Origin of the sequence: Streptomyces sp. NBC_01546 (assembly GCF_045208355.1) — a bacterium.
GTDB lineage: Bacteria > Actinomycetota > Actinomycetes > Streptomycetales > Streptomycetaceae > Streptomyces.
Window position 1 is genome coordinate 1,649,207 of sequence record NZ_CP109379.1, and the last position, 17,023, is coordinate 1,666,229.

The following is a 17,023-nucleotide window of genomic DNA, read 5'->3' on the forward strand; positions in this document are numbered from 1 at the left end:
ACCGCGCGCCGGAGGTCAGCGCAGGTAGGCCAGGCCCGGGTGCTCCGACGCGTACCCCTCGAGCAGCCTCCGGGCCACCCCCACCGAGTCCACCAGCGGATGCAGTGCGAAGGCCTTCACCGCCGCCGCCCGCGAGCCGCTCGCCGCGGCCGCCAGCACCTCCCGCTCGACCGCCTTGACCGCCGTCACCAGCCCGACCGCGTGCAGCGGCAGCGGGGCGACGCCCACCGGGTGGGCGCCGTTGGCGTCGACCAGGCAGGGCACCTCGATGACGGCTTCGGCATCGAGGACGGACAAGGTCGAACCGTTGCGGACGTTGAGGATCAGCGTGGCTCGCTCGTCCCGGGCGATGGCCCGCATCAGCGCGAGCGCCACCTTCTCGTAGCCCCCGGACTCCAGGTCGCTCTCGTCGCGCTCGCCGACGCCCGCCGCCTCGCGGTTCTCGGCCATGTACGTGGCCTCGCGCTCGGCCCGGGTCCGGTCCCAGGCGGCCAGCGCCGCCCCGGCCGGCAACCCGGCCCGGCCCGCCTCGGCGTAGAACCCGCGCTGCTGGTCGCGCAGGAAGGCCCCGCGCGTCTGCTTGGCCTCCTGGTACGCCCGTACGGTGTCACGGTTGAAGTAGTAGTAGTGCAGGTACTCGTTCGGGATCGCGCCGAGCGAGCGCAGCCACTCGGCCCCGAAGAGCCGGCCCTCCTCGAACGACTCCAGGGCCTCGGTGTCGGCCAGCAGCCGGGGCAGTTCGTCGCGGCCGCCGACGCGCAGCCCGCGCACCCAGCCCAGGTGGTTGAGGCCGACGTAGTCGATCCAGGCCTCCTGCGGCCGGGCCCCCAGCAGCCGGGCGATGCGCCGGCCGAGCCCCACGGGCGAGTCGCAGATGCCGATCACGCGCTCGCCGAGCTCCTCGGCCATCGCCTCGGTCACCAGCCCGGCGGGGTTGGTGAAGTTGATGACCCAGGCGTCCGGGGCGGCGCGGGCGATCCTGCGCGCGAGTTCCCGGGCCACCGGCACGGTCCGCAGCCCGTACGCGATCCCGCCCGCGCCCACCGTCTCCTGACCCAGCACTCCCTCGGCAAGGGCGATCCGCTCGTCGGCGGCCCGCCCCTCGAGCCCGCCGACCCGGATGGCGGAGAACACGAAATCGGCCCCGCGCAGGGCTTCGTCGAGGTCCCCGGTGGCCGTGACGGCCGGCGCGTCGGGCACGCCGGCGGCGGCCGCCTGGTCCGCGAGCACCCGGGCCATGGCGCCGAGCCGCGCGGGGTCCTCGTCGTACAGGGTCACCTCGGTCACCCGGCCCTCGGCACGGTCGCCGAGGAGTGCTCCGTAGACGAGTGGTACCCGGAACCCGCCCCCGCCGAGGATCGTCAGCCGCACGCCCTTACCGCCCTTCACCCGACACCAGTGCCACGATCGGTGACACGGAACCGGCAGTGAACCGGCACTGAACCGGCACGGGACCGGCCGGCATCCGTGGCACGCGACCTACGGGTACCAGTCTCCCCCGGCCGCTCACTCCCCCAGCGGCGGCACGGCGCGCAGTCTGGCGCCCTGCTGCTGGGCGAGCCCGCCGCCCCGGACCGGGCCCGCGGGCGCGCCCTGCGGCGCCGAGAGGATCAGGGTGATCCGGGTCAGCCCCATCTCGTCCAGCATGCGGCTGGTCTCGGCCACCATCCGGCAGCGCACCAGCCCCGACCGCGGGTCGGGGTGGCGCACGGTGCGCACCGCCCCGTCCTGTTCGGCCGCCTCGGCTCCGCGCATGCTCAGCCAGTGCGGCACCCCGTAGCGGTAGGCCGCCTCCATGAAGGGGTCGCGGGCCACCTCCTGGCGGATGCTGCGCAGCCCCTCGTCCTCCGGGGCCGCGGCCAGCGCGCCGGCGAACTGGGCCAGCAGCGGTACGCACCAGGCCGGTTCGTGGTCCTCCAGCACGCCCGCGGCATCCGGGTGGAACAGCACGAAGCGCAGGAAGTTGTCGTCCGGCAGGGCCGTCGGGTGCGGCCGGACCGACTGGAAGAGCTGGTCGAAGGCCGAGTTGGTGAGCGCGACGTCCCAGCGGTGGTCCACCAGGAAGCTCGGGTAGGGGACCGCTTCCATGAGGGCCGCGTAGTCGCACAGGTAGTCGCGCTGCGCGGGGTCCTCGGGCAGCCGGTTCTCCTCGGCCGCCCGCCAGGTGGGCGGGGGGTCACGGTCGACCATGACGCGGAAGAGCCAGAAGCACTGCCGCTCGCTCATCTCCAACGCCTCTGCCAGGGCCAGCAGTTTGCGGTCCGTCCACTCCTTGACCAGGCCGCGTTCCCAATTGCCGTACGCGCGCACGCTGATGCGCAGCCGAGCGGCGAGGTCCTCCTGGCTCAGCCCCAGCTCCTCGCGACGCTGGCGCAAAATCTCCTTGCGTCGCTCCGACCGCACGGCGCCGCGTGCGGACTCCTCGCCCGCCAGGCGCTCCTCACCGGCTCGGGCGAGGCCATCGGACGGGCCCACCGCTGCGAGATGTGGCACCGAGAGCTCCCCCTCCTCACGGTCTGGATCTTCATTTCCCTGCCGCGATCCTGCTACCGACTTCATTCGAGTGTCAACTATTGTGGCAATTCCAGCCTCTTGACAGCTCATTCCCGCCACAGCTGTGGCACGTTCTAGCCCTTCGGGGCGATAACGGCTAGATTCCAGAAGCCGACCATGTGCCCGTACCGACTTCGCGCGATCTAGGAGAACCCCTGGTGACAGACGGCTTCCCGGCTCCCGTCGCGGTGGCCCACGCACCCCTGGCAGCCACCGTCACGCGCGTCGCCGAACTCGCGGGCAAGCTGGGCCGCGACCTGAACCAGGTCTTCGACCTGCGGCGTCTCTCGGAGGCGTCAGGCGTGCCCACGGACGTGGTCAGGATCCTGCTCGACGGCAGGCCGGCCGGCGAACCCGATCTCCAGACCCGTTTCCTCCAGCGCCTCGACCTGCTGCGGCGCACCCGGGTCAAACCCAACGGCCGCCGCTACACGCAGCAGGAGATCGCGGACGGCGCCGGGATGTCCCGGCAGCAGGCCGGCGCCCTGATCAACGGCGACCGCCGCCCCACCATGGAGCACTGTGACGCGATCCAGCGCTTCTTCGGGGTGCACGCCGGTTTCCTCACCGCCCACGACGCGGACGCCCTCACCGACGCGCTCCAGCGGACCGAGCAACAGCTGCTCCAGGACTTCGCGGGCCGCGCGCGGGAAACCGTACCGGCCGCGGCCGCTTCGGCGGGCGATCCGCTGGCAAGACTTCTCCAGAACCACGGCGTGCGGGGCATCGCCTGGAGAGCCGCCCAACTGCCCAGCGACAAGCACCGGGACAAGGTGACCGAATGGCTGGACATGCTCCTCGAAAGCGTCAACCCGAACGAATCCTGACCCAGTCGAGAGTCTGGGTCTGATCCTTGAGTCCTGATCCGGATCCGCGCCGACGGGGAGAACGGTGAGCATAGGCAGAGAGCAGCGGCGGTTGTGCGGGGAGCTGGTGGCCGGGATCCGGCTGACCGCCCCCGTGGAACCCGTGGACCTCTACGCCGCCCTCTGCGAGGGCATGAGCAGACACCGCGGCCGCCGGGTGGAGTTCCGGATGGCCTCGTTCCCGCCGGGGACGGCCAGCGGTCTGTGGCTCGACATGGCGGACCGCGATCTCGTGGTCATCGAGGAACGCACGGCACCCGACCACCAGTTGGTGATCCTGGGCCACGAGTTGTGGCACATGAAGGCCGGCCACTGCAGCCACCACGTCGACGGCGCCGCCGTCGCCGCCCGGCTGCTGACCGACCAGGCCGACATCGGCGAGACCGTCCGCCGCGTCGCCGCGCGCACGCGTGCCGACGTGCGGGAGGAGAGCGAGGCCGAGACCTTCGGCTTACTGCTGGGGAGCCGGTGCCGGACCTGGCTCGCCGGGTCGGCGAGTCACCGGGCCCCGGCGCAGCGCGACCAATTGGCGGGCCGGATCGAGGCAGCGCTGGGCTATCGGGGGCACAGGAACGAGCGTTGAACGGCCAGGACTACTACATACCGGCAGCCGCGATGGCGGTCTCGCTCGCCTTCAAACTGCCTGCCCTGCGCAACAACTGGCGCGATCCGCTGCTTCGTGCGGTCTGCGCGCTGCTGACGCTGGCCGGAGCCGTGTTCGCCTTCGCCGCCCCGCCCACCATCGCGGCGGTCAACCGCTGGACCGGGGTGCCCAACATCTCGGCTCCGCTGGTGTACTGCCTGATCACCGCGTTCAGCGCCGCCTGCCTGGTCCTGGTCGTCAACTGGCGGGGCGGACCGCCCGAGGAGACCCGCCGCGTCTCGCAGCGCTGGATCCTGGGCTACAGCGTCGTGATCGTGGCCCTGATCGTGCTGTTCGCCCTGGGTGACGCTCCGGAAGAGCGGCTTCGCGACCTGGACACCCACTACGCGAACACCCCGTACATCCGCGAGATGATCGCCCTCTACCTGGTGGCGCACAACGTGGCCGCGGTGGTGATGGTGGCCATGTGCTGGCGCTGGTCGCTCCAGGTGCGCGGCTGGCTGCGGGTCGGCCTGATGATCATCGTCGCGGGCTACATGTTCAACCTCAGCTACGACGCCACCAAGATGTCCGCGGTGATCGCCCGCTGGACCGGCCACGACCTCGACTTCCTCAGTACGCTCGTCGCCCCGCCGCTGGCCTCCGTCGGAGCGCTCATCAGCGCGATCGGCTTCGTGCTCCCTCTCGTCTGCCAGCGTTTCTCGGACAACTGGGAGACCTGGACGGCGTACCGGAAGCTCGGCCCGCTGTGGCAGGAGGTGCAGATCTCCGCGCCCGGCGGCACCCCCTCCGTGCAGATGGCCTGGTGGTCCGCCGCCGAGCTGCGCGTGATCCAGCGCGAGTCGGACATCCACGACGGATTCCTGCACCTCGGCCCGTACTTCGACCGGCGCCTGCGCGACGACGCCTACGAGCGCGCCCTGGCGGCGGGGGCCGACGAGACGGCCGCCCGCGCGGTCGCCGACGCCGCCATGGTCGCGGCCGCCGTACAGGCCCGCTCCGCGGACCCCGAGGGCAAGGTCATCGGCTCCGGCGAGGAGACCGTGCTCGACACCGCGGACGGGCCGCGCGACCTGCTGCGGATCTCCCACGCCCTGCGGCATTCGCCGGTGGTGCAGGCGGTCCGGCAGCAGGCCGCGCTGTCCGGGAGCGGCCAGGCCTGAGCCGGCTCAGCGCGCGGCGGCCACCGCCGTCGCCGGGAACAGGTCCTGGAAGGGGCCCGCGGAGTCGTTGTCGTCCCGGCCGTAGGGCGCGTCGAAGCTCCACACCATGAACAGCAGGAACACGATCAGCGCACTGAACAGTCCGGCCAGCAGCAGCTCCCGCCCGGAACGGCGGATCTGCAGGGTGAAGATCAGCCCGACCGTGACCACCCCGCCGACCAGCAGCCCGAACCACACCACGCCCGGCAGCGTGGACTCCGAGCTCTGGATGCGCGAGTGGCGGGCGTCGTCGGCGGCGGCGATGTGGTCCAGCAGCGGCTGGTAGGCCTGCGCCTGGAGCTCGGTGGACGGGCTCTGGTGGGTGACGTCGGTGCGCAGCTTGCCGAGCAGTTGGGCTCCCTGGGGCGACGCGCTCTCCCCGGAGGTCAGCAGCGGCCAGTCCACGGCGACCGTGTGGGAGACGTACGCGTCCACCTCGCCGCGGATCCGGTCGCGGACGGCGGACGGGTAGACGTCGGCGCGCTGGGTGACCTCGTACAGCGCCTGGGCCTCGCGGCGGACGCTGTCCTCGGCTGCGCCGCGCGCCTCCCAGACGCCCGCGATGGCCAGACCCAGCACGATCGCGTAGACCACGCCCACCATCATGGTCATGTACTCGATGACATCGGGGGTTTCGCTGGTGTCCTCGTCGTCGGCGACCCGGCGGTGCCGGATCAGGGTGATGGCGAGGACGAGGGCGCAGACGAGCGCCATGGCGATGGCCAGGACCAGCCATTCGGACACGTGGATTCTCCCGTGGTGGATCGGTGCGTGGATCCGTGCGTGGATCGGTGCGTGGATCAGTACATGGATGGGTGCGTACGTGGATGTGCGGCGGGGCTCAGCCGCGGCTCTTGGAGCGGGGGCGCAGGGCCGCGGCCGCCAGTACGGCCGGGGTCGTGACGACGACCATGAGCATCATGGTGGACATCCCGCCCGGGCCGCGCCGCTCCAGGGCCACCGCGCGGTACGGACGCACGTGGAAGGCGCTCACGGCCGCGGCGGCGGCCCTGGGCCGGGGCGGGGCGGGTGCGTCCGCCCGCTCCGGTCCGGGATCGGACCCGGGATCCGGCGCGGGCCCCGGCGGCTCCGTCCCCGCGGCCCGGGCCTCCGCGGCAGGCCCCGCCGGACTCGGCGGCTCCGGCACCCCGGACGGCCGCGACGGCTCCGGCCGGTCCGCGACGGCGGGCGGCTCGGGGACCGCCCCGGGTGGTGCACGGTGGGCCGCTCGGCCCCGGGCACGCCCGTCCGTACGGAGGGCGGCCGGAACACGGGCCGCCCCGGCTCGCCGCCCGGCACGCACAGGTCGACCCGGGCGCCCCGGCCGTGCCCGTCGCTCGCGACCGCCACATGGCCGTGCAACGGGCAGAGGGCCGCCACCAGGCCCGCCCCGGCGAGGTACTGCCAAGCGGTCACCGCGTGTCCTCCCGATCTCCGCAGCGCACATGAGGTTCATGAGGGTTACGGCTGAAGAAACGATCACGGCGCGGCTTCGACACGCGGCAGACAGGACAAGATCGTTGACTGGTCGGATCGGATCGGGTTCGGCGCGTCACGTCATGAATACGACAATCCGAGCGCAGGATGCTCCCGTGGACACGGACGTCATCATCGTCGGCGCCGGGCCGGCTGCCGACAGGGCGGTGCCGGCATGAGCACGGCGCCCGCCGAGCTGTCTCCGGGGGTGCGCCGGATCAGCCTGGACGCCGCCGGCACCGCCTTGTCCGCCCTGCTCTGCGAACCGGCCGAGGGCCCGCCGCGGGCGACGGTGGTCGCGGTGCACGGGGCGGGCATGAGCGCCGGATACTTCGACAGCCAGGCCCTCCCCGACTTCTCCCTGCTCACGCTGGGGGCCCGGCTCGGGTACACGGTGGTGGCCCTCGACCGGCCGGGCTACGGCCTGTCCACGGACGCGCTCCCCGACGGACAGCCGGTCGCCGAGCAGGCGGCCACTCTCGCCGCCGCCGTGCGGGACTTCGGCGCCCGGTACCCGACCGGGGCCGGCACCTTCCTGCTGGCCCACTCGTTCGGCGGCAAGGTCGCGCTGCTCACCGCCGCCGACCACGCCCCGTCCGACCTGCTCGGCGTGGAGATCTCCGGCTGCGGCCACAGCTACGCGCCGGACGCCTTCACCGGCACGGGCGCGTCCCGGGGAGGCCGGCGCAGCTGGGGGCCGCTGCGCCTCTACCCGCCGAGCACCTTCACCACCTGCGGCTCGATCGTCGCCCCCGTCCCGTCCCGGGAACAGGCGGACATCGTCCGCTGGCCCGAGGTCTTCCGGGGCGCCGCGGGCCGCGTCCGCGTGCCCGTACGGTTCACCTTCGCCGAGCACGAGCCGTGGTGGCGCTGCGACCGGGACGCGCTCGCCGAGCTGAGGGCACGGCTCACCGCCGCCCCCGGGGTGCACACCGACCGGCAGCCGCAGGCCGGGCACAACATCAGCCTGGGCTACGCCGCCCGCGCCTATCACCTGCGCTGCCTCGGCTTCTTCGAGGACTGCCTGGTGCGCGGGAGCGTCGCCTACCCGCCGCCGGAGGCCGGTCCGCCGCGACCGGGCCCGCCGGGATCCGATCAGACCCGGCCGGAGGCAGCGGCTCCCGCCAGGATCCGCAGCGCGTCCTCGGACGGGGAGCCCGCCTCGGCGGTGTAGGTGATCAAGGACTGGTCGGGGTCGTCCGGAAGGTTCAGGCTCTCGTAGGCGAGCGCGACCTCACCGACCAGCGGGTGGCGCAGGTGGTAGCCGCCGTGCGTCTTGTCCCGCACCTCCTGGGCCTCCCACAGCCTGGTGAACTCCGGGCTGCGCTCGGAGAGTTCCGCGATGAGCGCCGCGAACCTCGGGTCGTGCGGGTGCCGTCCGAGGTCGAAGCGGAGGAAGGCGACCAGATCGCGTGCCTTGCGCTCCCAGTTGACGAAGCGTCCGCGCACCTCGGGGTCGAGGAAGACCAGCCAGGCCTTGTTTCGCCGCTCCGGGGGCAGCGCGCCGAAGTCGGTGACCAGACGGGCGAAGAGCGGGTTCCAGGCGAGGATGTCGGTACGCCGGCCGATGACGAAGGCGGGGGTCTGCGGCATCGACTCCAGCAGCCTGAGCAGCCCCGGCCGGACCTCCTGCGGCTCCTCCGCCTCCGGCTCAGCGGCCTGCCCGGGGCCGCCTCCTCGCCCTGCCGTGCGTACCAGACGGGTCAGGTGGGCCCTCTCCGCCGCGTCCAGCCGCAGGGCCGCGGCGACTGCGCCGAGCACGCCGTCGGAGATGTTCTCCGCGCGGCCCTGCTCGAAGCGCGTGTAGTAGTCCACACTGACCCCGGCGAGCTGGGCCAGTTCCTCCCGGCGCAGGCCGGGCACGCGGCGGCGGCCGCCGAAGGTGCGCAGGCCCGCGTCCTCGGGACGGATCCGCGCACGGCGGGACCGCAGGAAATCGCCCAGCTCTGCCTTGGTGCCCGTCCGGTTCATGTCCCCGATCCTACGGCCGGGGACTCCTCAGCTGATCAACAGTGCGGGGCCGGTGACCATGAGGCCCAGGTCATGGCCCGCGTAGGCGAAGAACGCGAACAGCACCAGGCCCGCGCCGCCGAGCGCGATGTCCTTGAGGAACTGGGTCTGCTCCATCATCTGCGCCTGCGGGTCGCTCTCCTTCCAGAAGCCGTGCATCAGCACGGCCGCCGAGAAGGAGAAGCCCGCCAGCGCCAGAGCCCCGAGGTCGGCCCACAGTCCGACCGCCACGCTCACCGCGCCCGCCAGCATGACCACACCGCTCAGGACCGTCGACGCGACGGGCATGGGCACCCCGCGGGAGGCGGTGTATCCGGCCATCTGCTGGGTCTTGGTCAGGTGCGCCACCGCGGAGGTGGCGAACAGACCGATGTACAGCAAGCGGCCGATGAGCACCAGGACGTCCATCACGACCTCCGAACCGGGCCCGGGAGGGGCTCTTGTCCCCGCCCTTTTTTTGTCCCCACTCAACATGGTTCACCCGCCCGGCTCAGCCCGCCACGGCGCCCCCGCCCGCCCCGCCACATGATCGGAACACCAGCAGTGGAGGGAGGGTGCCGGATGGAACCGGAGGGTCGGACCAGCCCGGAGGGCCCCGAGACCCCGGAGAGCGCCGAGACCCTGGAGCCCCCGGAGACCCTGGTGAGCAGGGCCGACGCCCTGATGGAGGGCCTGCGGGCGGATCTGGAGCGGCTGGCGGCCATCCCGTCGGTCGCCTTCCCGGGTTTCCCGCCCGAGCCGGTCCTGGAGGCGCACGATCTGATCGTCTCCCTCCTGCGCGAGGCGGGCGTGCCCGCCATCGAGCGGATCGACCTCCCCGGCACGGCCCCGGTGATCTACGCGGAGATCCCCCCGCCGGAACCGGGCGCCCCCACCGTCCTGCTGTACGGGCACTACGACGTCCAGCCGGCCGGCGACGAGGCGCTCTGGCTCTCCCCGCGCTTCCGGCCGACCCCGGTGCCCGGCGGCGGGCTGCGGGCCCGCGGCGTCGCCGACGACAAGGCGAACGTGATCGCCCACCTCGGCATGCTGCGGCTCTACGGCGGCCGCCCGCCGGTCGGGATCAAGCTGGTGATCGAGGGGCAGGAGGAGTACGGCAGCCCCTTCGACGACCATCCGCCCTCCGACCCGGGGCGGTTCGCCTGCGACGCCATGGTGATCGCCGACCTCGGCAACCTGCGGCCCGGCACCCCGACCCTGACCACCGGGCTGCGCGGCACCTGCGAGGTGCTGGTGGAGGTGCGCACCCTCGCCGAGCCCCGCCACAGCGGTGCCTTCGGCGGCGCTGCCCCCGACGCCCTGCTCGTCCTCCTGCGGGCGCTGTCCACCCTGCACGACGCCTGCGGAGACGTGGCCGTGCCGGGCCTGCGCCGCGACCCCTGGGACGGGACGACCCACACCGAGGAGGAGTTCCGCGACCTCGCCTCCGTCCAGGACCACCTCCCGCTCATCGGCACCGGCTCCCTCGGCGAACGGCTCTGGAGCGGTCCGGCCGTCACGGTCACCGGCCTCGACGCGCCCGGCGTGGACCACGCCGCCTCGGCGGTGGTCCCGTACGCCCGGGCCAAGGTGAACCTCCGCTTCCACCCGCTCCAGGACCCGTACGAGGCGCGGGCCGCACTGGTGGACCACCTGCGCGCGCAGCGCCCCTTCGGGATCCCCCTCACCGTCACCCCGGGCGACACCGGCCCCGGCTTCGAGGCCCGCACCGGCGGGCCCGCGTACCGCGCCGCGCTCACCGCGCTGAAGGAGGCCTGGGGCACGGAGGCCTCGTTCGTCGCCACGGGCGGCTCGATCCCGCTGGTGAACGGCCTGGCCCGAGCGGCTCCGGACGCCGAGGTGCTGCTCTTCGGGGCGCAGGACGGCATGTGCAATCTGCACGCCCCCAACGAGCGGGTGCTGCTGTCGGAGCTGCGCAACACGGTGGTGGCGATGGCCGCCTTCGTACGGGAGTACGCGGCGGACTTCGCGGCCGCCCGCGCGGCGCGAAACCTCGGATGACCGCGTAACGGCACGCGGTACGCGGTACGGGCGGGTACGCCGAAGGGGCGCGACCTGGGAAGGTCGCGCCCCTTCGCAAACCGCGGTGCTTACGCCTCCGGCGAGCCGCCGAACCGCTCGCGGTAGGACTCGAGGTCCTCCTCGGTGACCCGGGCGAACAGCACCGGCGGCACGGTGAACGGGGTGCCGGCCGGAACCGCGTCCAGGGACCGCGCCTGCTCCGGGGTGACCCACGTGGCGGTGTCGTCGGCGAGCGCGAACGAGGAGCGCATGGCGCGCGCCGAGGCCGGGATGAACGGCTCGGAGACCACCGAGTAGAGGTGGATGAGGTTCATCGCGGTGCGCAGGGTGAGCGCGGCGCCCTCCAGGTCGGTCTTGACCTCCGTCCAGGGGGCCTTCTCGTCGAGGTAGGCGTTTCCGGCCGACCACAGGGCGCGCAGCGCGGCCGCGGCCTTGCGGTACTGGAGGGAGTCCATGTGGCCCTCGTACTCGGCCAGCAGCTCGGCGATCTGCTCGCCCAGCTTGGCCTCGGTCTCTCCGGCCGCGTTGCCGGCGGGGACCTCGTCGCCGAAGCGCTTGCGGGAGAAGGTCAGCACGCGGTTGACGAAGTTGCCGAGGGTGCCGCCGAGGTCCTTGTTGACCGTGGCCTGGAAGTGCTCCCACGTGAAGGACGAGTCGTCGGACTCGGGCGCGTTGGCGATGAGGAAGTAGCGCCAGAAGTCGGCCGGGAGGATCTCCAGCGCCTGATCGGTGAAGACGCCGCGCTTCTGCGAGGTGGAGAACTTGCCGCCGTAGTACGTCAGCCAGTTGAAGGCCTTGACGTAGTCGACCTTCTTCCACGGCTCGCGGGTGGCCAGTTCGGTGGCGGGGAACATCACCGTGTGGAACGGGACGTTGTCCTTGGCCATGAACTGGGTGTAGCGGACGTCCTCGGCCTCGTACCACCACGACTTGTAGTCGCGGTTCGCCGGGTCCAGGTCCGACCACTCCTTCGTCGCGCCGATGTACTCGATCGGGGCGTCGAACCAGACGTAGAAGACCTTGCCCTCGGCGGCCAGCTCGGGCCACGTGTCGGCCGGGACCGGGACGCCCCAGTCGAGGTCACGGGTGATGGCGCGGTCGTGCAGACCCTCGGTCAGCCACTTGCGGGCGATGGAGGAGGCCAGCTGCGGCCACTCCTCCTCGTGCTCGGCGACCCAGGCCTCGACCTCGTGCTGGAGCTTGGACTGCAGGAGGAAGAGGTGCTTGGTCTCGCGGACCTCCAGCTCGGTGGAGCCGGAGATGGCCGAGCGGGGCTCGATCAGGTCCGTGGGGTCCAGCACGCGGGTGCAGTTCTCGCACTGGTCGCCGCGGGCCTTGTCGTAGCCGCAGTGCGGGCAGGTGCCCTCGACGTAACGGTCCGGCAGGAAGCGGCCGTCGACCGGCGAGTACACCTGCCGGATCGCGCGCTCCTCGATGAAGCCGTTCTCCTGGAGCCCCCGCGCGAAGTGCTGGGTGATCTCGCGGTTCTGCGCGGACGAGCTGCGGCCGAAGTAGTCGAAGGACAGCTCGAAGCCGTCGTAGACCGCCTTCTGGGCGTCATGGGCCTGCGCGCAGAACTCGGCGACCGAGATGCCGGCCTCCTTGGCGGCGAGTTCGGCGGGGGTGCCGTGCTCGTCGGTGGCGCAGATGTAGAGGACGTCGTGGCCGCGCTGGCGGAGGTACCGGGAGTACACATCCGCCGGAAGCATCGACCCGACCATGTTGCCCAGGTGCTTGATCCCGTTGATGTACGGAAGCGCGCTGGTGATCAGGTGTCGAGCCATCCTCGGATGCTCCATTTCCTCTGTGCGGTGCAACGTGACGTGACGGACTGTGAACGCGGTTCATCGTATCGAACCGCCGAAAGGCCCCGCGCCGCATTTGTTCAGGGTGGACGTAACGCAAAAGCGAGGGTGGTGACCTCTCCGTCACGGCCCTCGCGATGGCGCCCATGGTACAGCCGGTCGGCCGCGCCGTGCACCGCCACCTGCAACCGGCATATGCATACGCGCTGGTTGAACGGCTGCGTGATCGCCATCGATCACGAGTCGGTCATCACCGAACGTAATATTTCCAGGTTTCTTCTCTGCGCCCTGTGAGTGCGCCCGCGCTGATTTCCTGTTCCGCGGCACAGGGGATGAGGTGGAACGGTGAGCGATGGCGGACCGGAGGAGTCCGGTGGGGCCGTGGGACTGCCGAGCCGGCGCCGGCGGCCGACGCCCATGAGTCAGTGGGATCCGACGGCGCGCCTGTCGTACTGGGCCTTCCACGCCAATCGGCGGCCCGCGTACATGCGCTTCGCGTATCTGCAGCTGGGCTCGGACGAGGCGGCCGAGGACGCGGTGGACGCCACCTTCGACTCGATCATGGGCGAGTGGCTCCGCATGCTCCACATGGACAGGCTGGACGCCTACGCGTGGACCGTGCTCAAGCAGTGCCTGATCGAAAGCCGGAACCGACGCCACCCCTGGCAGCCGCACCGGCCCGAGCCGATGGACATCAGCGCCTTCGAGGCCGCCCTCAAGGAGGCCCACGCCGATCAGTACGAGGTACTGACCGACACCATCCGCTTCTACTCGGCCGTCTCCCGGCTCGCCGAGCGGCAGCGCGACGCCGTACTGCTGCGGTACGGGCTCCAGTGCTCCCCCGGTGAAGCCGGTGCCGTGATGGGCGTCGACGAGGCCACGGTCCGCTCGTACCTCGGCCAGGCCCACCGGCGCCTCGCCCGGCTGCTCGACACCTCCGAAGAGGCCGCCGACCCGACAGAGGCCGCCGACCCGACCGAATCAGCCGAATCATGAGGCCCCACGAACGCCGGCAGCCCCAGGACGGCGAACAGACCCCGCGCTCGCTGGCCGACTTCCTCGCCCGGGCGAGCGTCCGCGACCGCTATCCGCACTACGACCTGGGCGCGGCCGAGGCCCGGCTGCTGCGCGCGACACCGCACGCGCCCGCCTCCGGCCACCGCACCCGCCGCCGGTCGGTGTTCGGCTGGAGCGACCCGGCGCGGGACTGCCCGCTCGACTCGGAACGGGCCCGGCGCGACCTCAAGGCCGCCTGCCTGGCCTCCGTGTGCGCGCCGAAGGCCGAAGCGCAGCTCGGCTCCTTCCTCTCCGGCGGGCACACCGACCTGGCCGGGGCGGTCGTCTTCGGCTGTCTGCTGTTCCTGGCCGGGCTGCGCGAAGGCGCCCGGTTCTGGTGGCAGTTCGCCGCCGGTTCGGGCAGTGCGCGGACCGCCCCCGCCGCGTACTGCCTCTTCCTCGACCACTCCCGGCGCGGTGAGCACCACGACGCCCGGCTGTGGGCGCGCGAGCTGGGCCGCCGCGGCTTCCGGCCGGGCGGCCGCCGGGATCTGCGGGACGTGCGGCTGTGCGCGCAGGCGGCCGTCCTGCGGTACCTCGACCAGCTGGACGATCCCGATCTGGGACCGGTGCCGCTGCCCAGGCCCGGGCTGCCCGGGGTGCTGGCCGCGTTCCGGCCGCCGACGGTCGCGGTCACGGCCGCTGCCACCGCGGCCCCGGCGGCCGTGACCGTACCGCCGCTCGCGGCCGGCCCGCTGCGCCACCCGGCGCTGACGGCGGCGGCGCGCGGGACCGTCGTCCAGGCCGGGACGGGCGAGGCCCTGGCAGAGGCCCGGCGCGCGCTGGCCGTCGTACGGGTCCTGGAGCAGCACCCCCTGGGAGTGCGGGCCGCCCAGCTTGCGCGGACGGCGGGCCTCACCGCGGAGGAGCTCGGCCCGCTGCTGTCGATGCTGTGCGAGGAGGAGTACGCGTACCGCCCGGCCGCGGGGGTGTACGCGCGCGGGCCGGCCCTGGACCGGCTCGCGGCCCCCGGCGGCCACGGTCTGGCGGGCCAGCTCCAGCGCACCCTGGCCCTGGCCCGGGACAGCGCCGGCGCCGCCGTGTACCTGAGCCGGTACGCGGAGGGCGAGGTCCGGATCACGCAGATGGCGGACGGGCCCGGAACCCCGCCGGTGCGGGAGTGGGTGGACTTCCGGGCCGCCGCCCACGCCAGCGCCGTGGGCAAGTGCCTGCTGACCCAGCTCGACCACGACCGCCGCGCCGACCACGTGGCCCGGCACCGCCCGGCCCGGCTCACCCCGCAGACCATCACCGACAGCCGGGCCCTGTTCACCGCGCTGGACGCGGTGGCACCGGGCGCGCCCGTGTTCGACCTGCTCGAGTACTCCCCCGGCGTGGTCTGCTCGGCGGTCCCGATCGCCACCGGCGACGCCGCCGGGAGCCTCGCGCTCTCGCTGCCCGCGGCCCATGCGCACCGGCTGCCCGCGGCCACCGCGGCCCTGCGCCGCAAGGCCGTCCCGGTGCTGCTCGCGCTTCTCCTGTCGGGCGCGATCCCCCCGGACGCCCCGGCTGCCCCGTCCGCCTCGGACGCCCCGTCCGCCTCGGACGTCCCGTCCGCCTCGGACGCTCCGGACGGTTCGGGCGCTGCGGACGGTTCGGGCGCCGAGTCCCCGGCCCGACCGCCCCAGCCCGAGCCGAGGCGGGCCCCGCTCACTCCGGAGACCCTGCGCCACCTCCGGCGCCTCTTCCGCACCCGGCTCACCGGCACGACCGGCTCCCCCGCCGGCCCCCACCTGGTCAGCGACACCACCTCCGCGGCGGCGTACCTCTTCGACGCCCTCCCGGACACCGGCCAGCCGTGTCTGTCCCTGCCGCACACCTTCACCCAGGTCGCCCCGGGCACCCTGGCCACGCCGACGGGTCTGGTGGTGCTGGGCACGTGATCAGGGGCGCACGGACGCCGCCCCGCCCGGGACGAAGGAATCCAGCGCCGCGTCGAAGCGGCTCCTGGCCTCGGCGAGCCGGCTGACGGGGGCCGACACCCAGACGTCGTACATGCGGCCGTCCTCGTCCCAGCAGAGGTCGAAGGTGTGCCGGGCGCCTTCGGCCCGTGTGAAGCCGTCCCAGGTGAACTCCCAGAGGGCGGCGGGCAGTCCGTTGTGCGTCGTCGCGACGACCGAGCGGTCGCGGTATCCGGGATTGGTGTCCGGGCCGGCGGCGTCGGCGCGCCGCATCGCGCCGAGCGGGCCTTCGGACGCCGACGGCGTCACCTTGATGCCGATCCGGATCGCCCCGTCCGGGGAGCTGTGGAAGACCCGCTGATCGTCGGTGGTGCGCTGGTAGCCGCTGGGTACGGCGAGGGCGAAGCCCTGCGGATCGGTGACGATCCGGTACCCGGTGGGCGCGGGCTTGGGCGTCACGCCGGCGCCGGGTGAAGCGGTCGCGGGAGTGACGGTCGCGGGGGTTGCGGTCTCGGGTGAGGCGCTCGCGGGGGCGCTGGGCGTCACCTCGTGCGCCCGGCCCTCCGTGCGGTCCCCGAGCAGGGACGCGGCGGCCACGCCACCGGCGACGGCCACCACGACGAGCGCCGCCGCGATCAGCCACAGGCGGCGGACCGGCCGGACCGCCCGCGGCGGCGTCGGGTCGGGCACCCGGTCGACGAGGGGCACCGTGCCGGTGGTCACGTACGCCGACAGCAGCCGCTCGGCTTCCGCCGCGCCCAGCCGCCGCTCCGGGTCGCGTTCCAACAGGCCCCGGATCACCGGGAGCAGCGGCCCCGCCTGAGCCGGCGGCCGGATCTCGTCGTACACGACGGCGTGCAGGACGCCGCCGAGCGAATCCCGGTGGAAGGGCGACTCCCCGGTGAGTGCGGCGCACAGCAGTACGCCGAGGGACCACAGGTCGGCCTCGGGGCCGGCGACGGCGCCCTGCATGCGCTCGGGCGAGGTGTACTCGGGCGAGCCGACGAAGGCGCCGGTCTCGCTGATGGTGGTGGCCCCGGCGAGGCGGGCGATGCCGAAGTCGGTGAGCACGACCCGGCCGGTTCCCGCCTCCAGGAGGACGTTGGCGGGCTTGATGTCGCGGTGGAGCACGCCGCGGGCGTGAGCCGCGTTCAGCGCGCCGAGCAGGGCGAGCCCGGTACGGGCGGTCTCGGCGGGATCCAGCGGCCCGTCGGCGGCGAGCCGGTCGGCGAGCGAGCGGCCTTCGACGAGTTCCATGACGATGCAGGGGCGCCCGTCGTGCTCCACGACGTCATGGACCACGACGACGTGCGGGTGCTTGATCTGCGCCACGGTGCGCGCTTCCCGCAGGGCGCCCGCGGACTCCGTCCCGTCGCCGACGTGGAGTTCCTTGACGGCGACGGAGCGTCCGAGCAGTTCGTCGGAGGCCTCCCAGACGGTGCCCATCCCGCCCCTGCCCAACCGCTTCCCCAAGCGGTAACGCCCAACAATCACGATGCTGTTGCGTGGATCGTCCTGCGACACGTTG

General features: G+C 73.0%; 14 protein-coding genes and 1 pseudogene. 7 read left to right on the forward strand and 8 right to left on the reverse strand.

Going from position 1 to position 17,023, the window contains the following annotated elements:
- Positions 1-15: 15 nt before the first annotated feature.
- On the reverse strand, positions 16-1,371 hold the full coding sequence (locus OHA89_RS07920) for a 6-phospho-beta-glucosidase (RefSeq protein ID WP_266613820.1): 1,356 nt from the start codon (positions 1,369-1,371) through the stop codon (positions 16-18).
- A gap of 135 nt (positions 1,372-1,506) precedes the next feature.
- Positions 1,507-2,493 carry a helix-turn-helix transcriptional regulator gene (locus OHA89_RS07925; protein WP_257553403.1) on the reverse strand — a complete coding sequence of 329 codons (987 nt, stop codon included), beginning with the start codon at positions 2,491-2,493 and terminating at the stop codon, positions 1,507-1,509.
- Positions 2,494-2,711: 218 nt separating this feature from the next.
- Between OHA89_RS07925 and OHA89_RS07930 the strand changes: the two genes are divergently transcribed.
- The 3 genes from OHA89_RS07930 (at position 2,712) to OHA89_RS07940 (ending at position 5,186) form a co-directional block, all read left to right on the forward strand.
- Complete coding sequence (locus tag OHA89_RS07930) at positions 2,712-3,380, forward strand: helix-turn-helix transcriptional regulator (protein WP_266613822.1); 669 nt, start codon at positions 2,712-2,714, stop codon at positions 3,378-3,380.
- Positions 3,381-3,444: 64 nt separating this feature from the next.
- Positions 3,445-4,002 carry a toxin-antitoxin system, toxin component gene (locus tag OHA89_RS07935; protein ID WP_215142087.1) on the forward strand — a complete coding sequence of 186 codons (558 nt, stop codon included), beginning with the start codon at positions 3,445-3,447 and terminating at the stop codon, positions 4,000-4,002.
- Positions 3,999-5,186: an MAB_1171c family putative transporter gene (locus tag OHA89_RS07940; protein ID WP_266613824.1), complete on the forward strand. Its 1,188-nt coding sequence runs from the start codon at positions 3,999-4,001 to the stop codon at positions 5,184-5,186. The genes OHA89_RS07935 and OHA89_RS07940 overlap by 4 nt, the downstream gene beginning before the upstream one ends.
- 6 nt (positions 5,187-5,192) lie before the next feature.
- Here OHA89_RS07940 and OHA89_RS07945 read toward each other — a convergent pair whose 3' ends face one another.
- Together OHA89_RS07945 and OHA89_RS07950 are read right to left on the reverse strand one after the other, a co-directional pair.
- Entirely contained in the window at positions 5,193-5,969 is a 777-nt protein-coding gene (locus tag OHA89_RS07945) for a DUF4239 domain-containing protein (protein ID WP_266613826.1), read from the reverse strand.
- Between the two features lie 97 nt (positions 5,970-6,066).
- Positions 6,067-6,219: a hypothetical protein gene (locus tag OHA89_RS07950; RefSeq protein ID WP_406365763.1), complete on the reverse strand. Its 153-nt coding sequence runs from the start codon at positions 6,217-6,219 to the stop codon at positions 6,067-6,069.
- A gap of 657 nt (positions 6,220-6,876) precedes the next feature.
- On the opposite strand from OHA89_RS07950, the gene OHA89_RS07955 reads away from it, so the two are divergent.
- Entirely contained in the window at positions 6,877-7,875 is a 999-nt protein-coding gene (locus OHA89_RS07955; protein WP_406365764.1) for an alpha/beta hydrolase, read from the forward strand.
- Here OHA89_RS07955 and OHA89_RS07960 read toward each other — a convergent pair.
- Positions 7,797-8,672: a helix-turn-helix transcriptional regulator gene (locus tag OHA89_RS07960; protein WP_406365765.1), complete on the reverse strand. Its 876-nt coding sequence runs from the start codon at positions 8,670-8,672 to the stop codon at positions 7,797-7,799. The genes OHA89_RS07955 and OHA89_RS07960 overlap by 79 nt on opposite strands.
- Positions 8,673-8,699: 27 nt before the next feature.
- Positions 8,700-9,119, reverse strand: coding sequence for a DoxX family protein (locus OHA89_RS07965; protein WP_266613831.1), 420 nt, complete (start codon positions 9,117-9,119; stop codon positions 8,700-8,702).
- A 153-nt stretch (positions 9,120-9,272) separates the two neighbouring features.
- Here OHA89_RS07965 and OHA89_RS07970 point away from each other — a divergent pair, with 153 nt between their 5' ends.
- Positions 9,273-10,712, forward strand: a complete 1,440-nt coding sequence (locus OHA89_RS07970; protein ID WP_406365767.1) for a M20/M25/M40 family metallo-hydrolase — start codon at positions 9,273-9,275, stop codon at positions 10,710-10,712.
- Between the two features lie 89 nt (positions 10,713-10,801).
- Here the strand turns inward: OHA89_RS07970 and metG are convergent, their stop codons facing one another.
- Positions 10,802-12,517 carry a methionine--tRNA ligase gene (metG, locus tag OHA89_RS07975; RefSeq protein ID WP_257553409.1) on the reverse strand — a complete coding sequence of 572 codons (1,716 nt, stop codon included), beginning with the start codon at positions 12,515-12,517 and terminating at the stop codon, positions 10,802-10,804.
- A 438-nt stretch (positions 12,518-12,955) separates the two neighbouring features.
- On the opposite strand from metG, the gene OHA89_RS07980 reads away from it, so the two are divergent.
- Together OHA89_RS07980 and OHA89_RS07985 are read left to right on the forward strand one after the other, a co-directional pair.
- Positions 12,956-13,534 carry an RNA polymerase sigma factor gene (locus OHA89_RS07980; RefSeq protein WP_406365768.1) on the forward strand — a complete coding sequence of 193 codons (579 nt, stop codon included), beginning with the start codon at positions 12,956-12,958 and terminating at the stop codon, positions 13,532-13,534.
- Positions 13,535-14,355: 821 nt separating this feature from the next.
- Positions 14,356-15,075: pseudogene (locus tag OHA89_RS07985) on the forward strand (IclR family transcriptional regulator C-terminal domain-containing protein); the annotation flags it as partial.
- Between the two features lie 402 nt (positions 15,076-15,477).
- On the opposite strand, the gene OHA89_RS07990 reads toward OHA89_RS07985, so the two are convergent.
- A complete protein-coding gene (locus OHA89_RS07990; RefSeq protein WP_406365769.1) occupies positions 15,478-16,941 on the reverse strand; it encodes a serine/threonine-protein kinase in 1,464 nt (487 codons plus the stop codon).
- Positions 16,942-17,023: the final 82 nt, after the last annotated feature.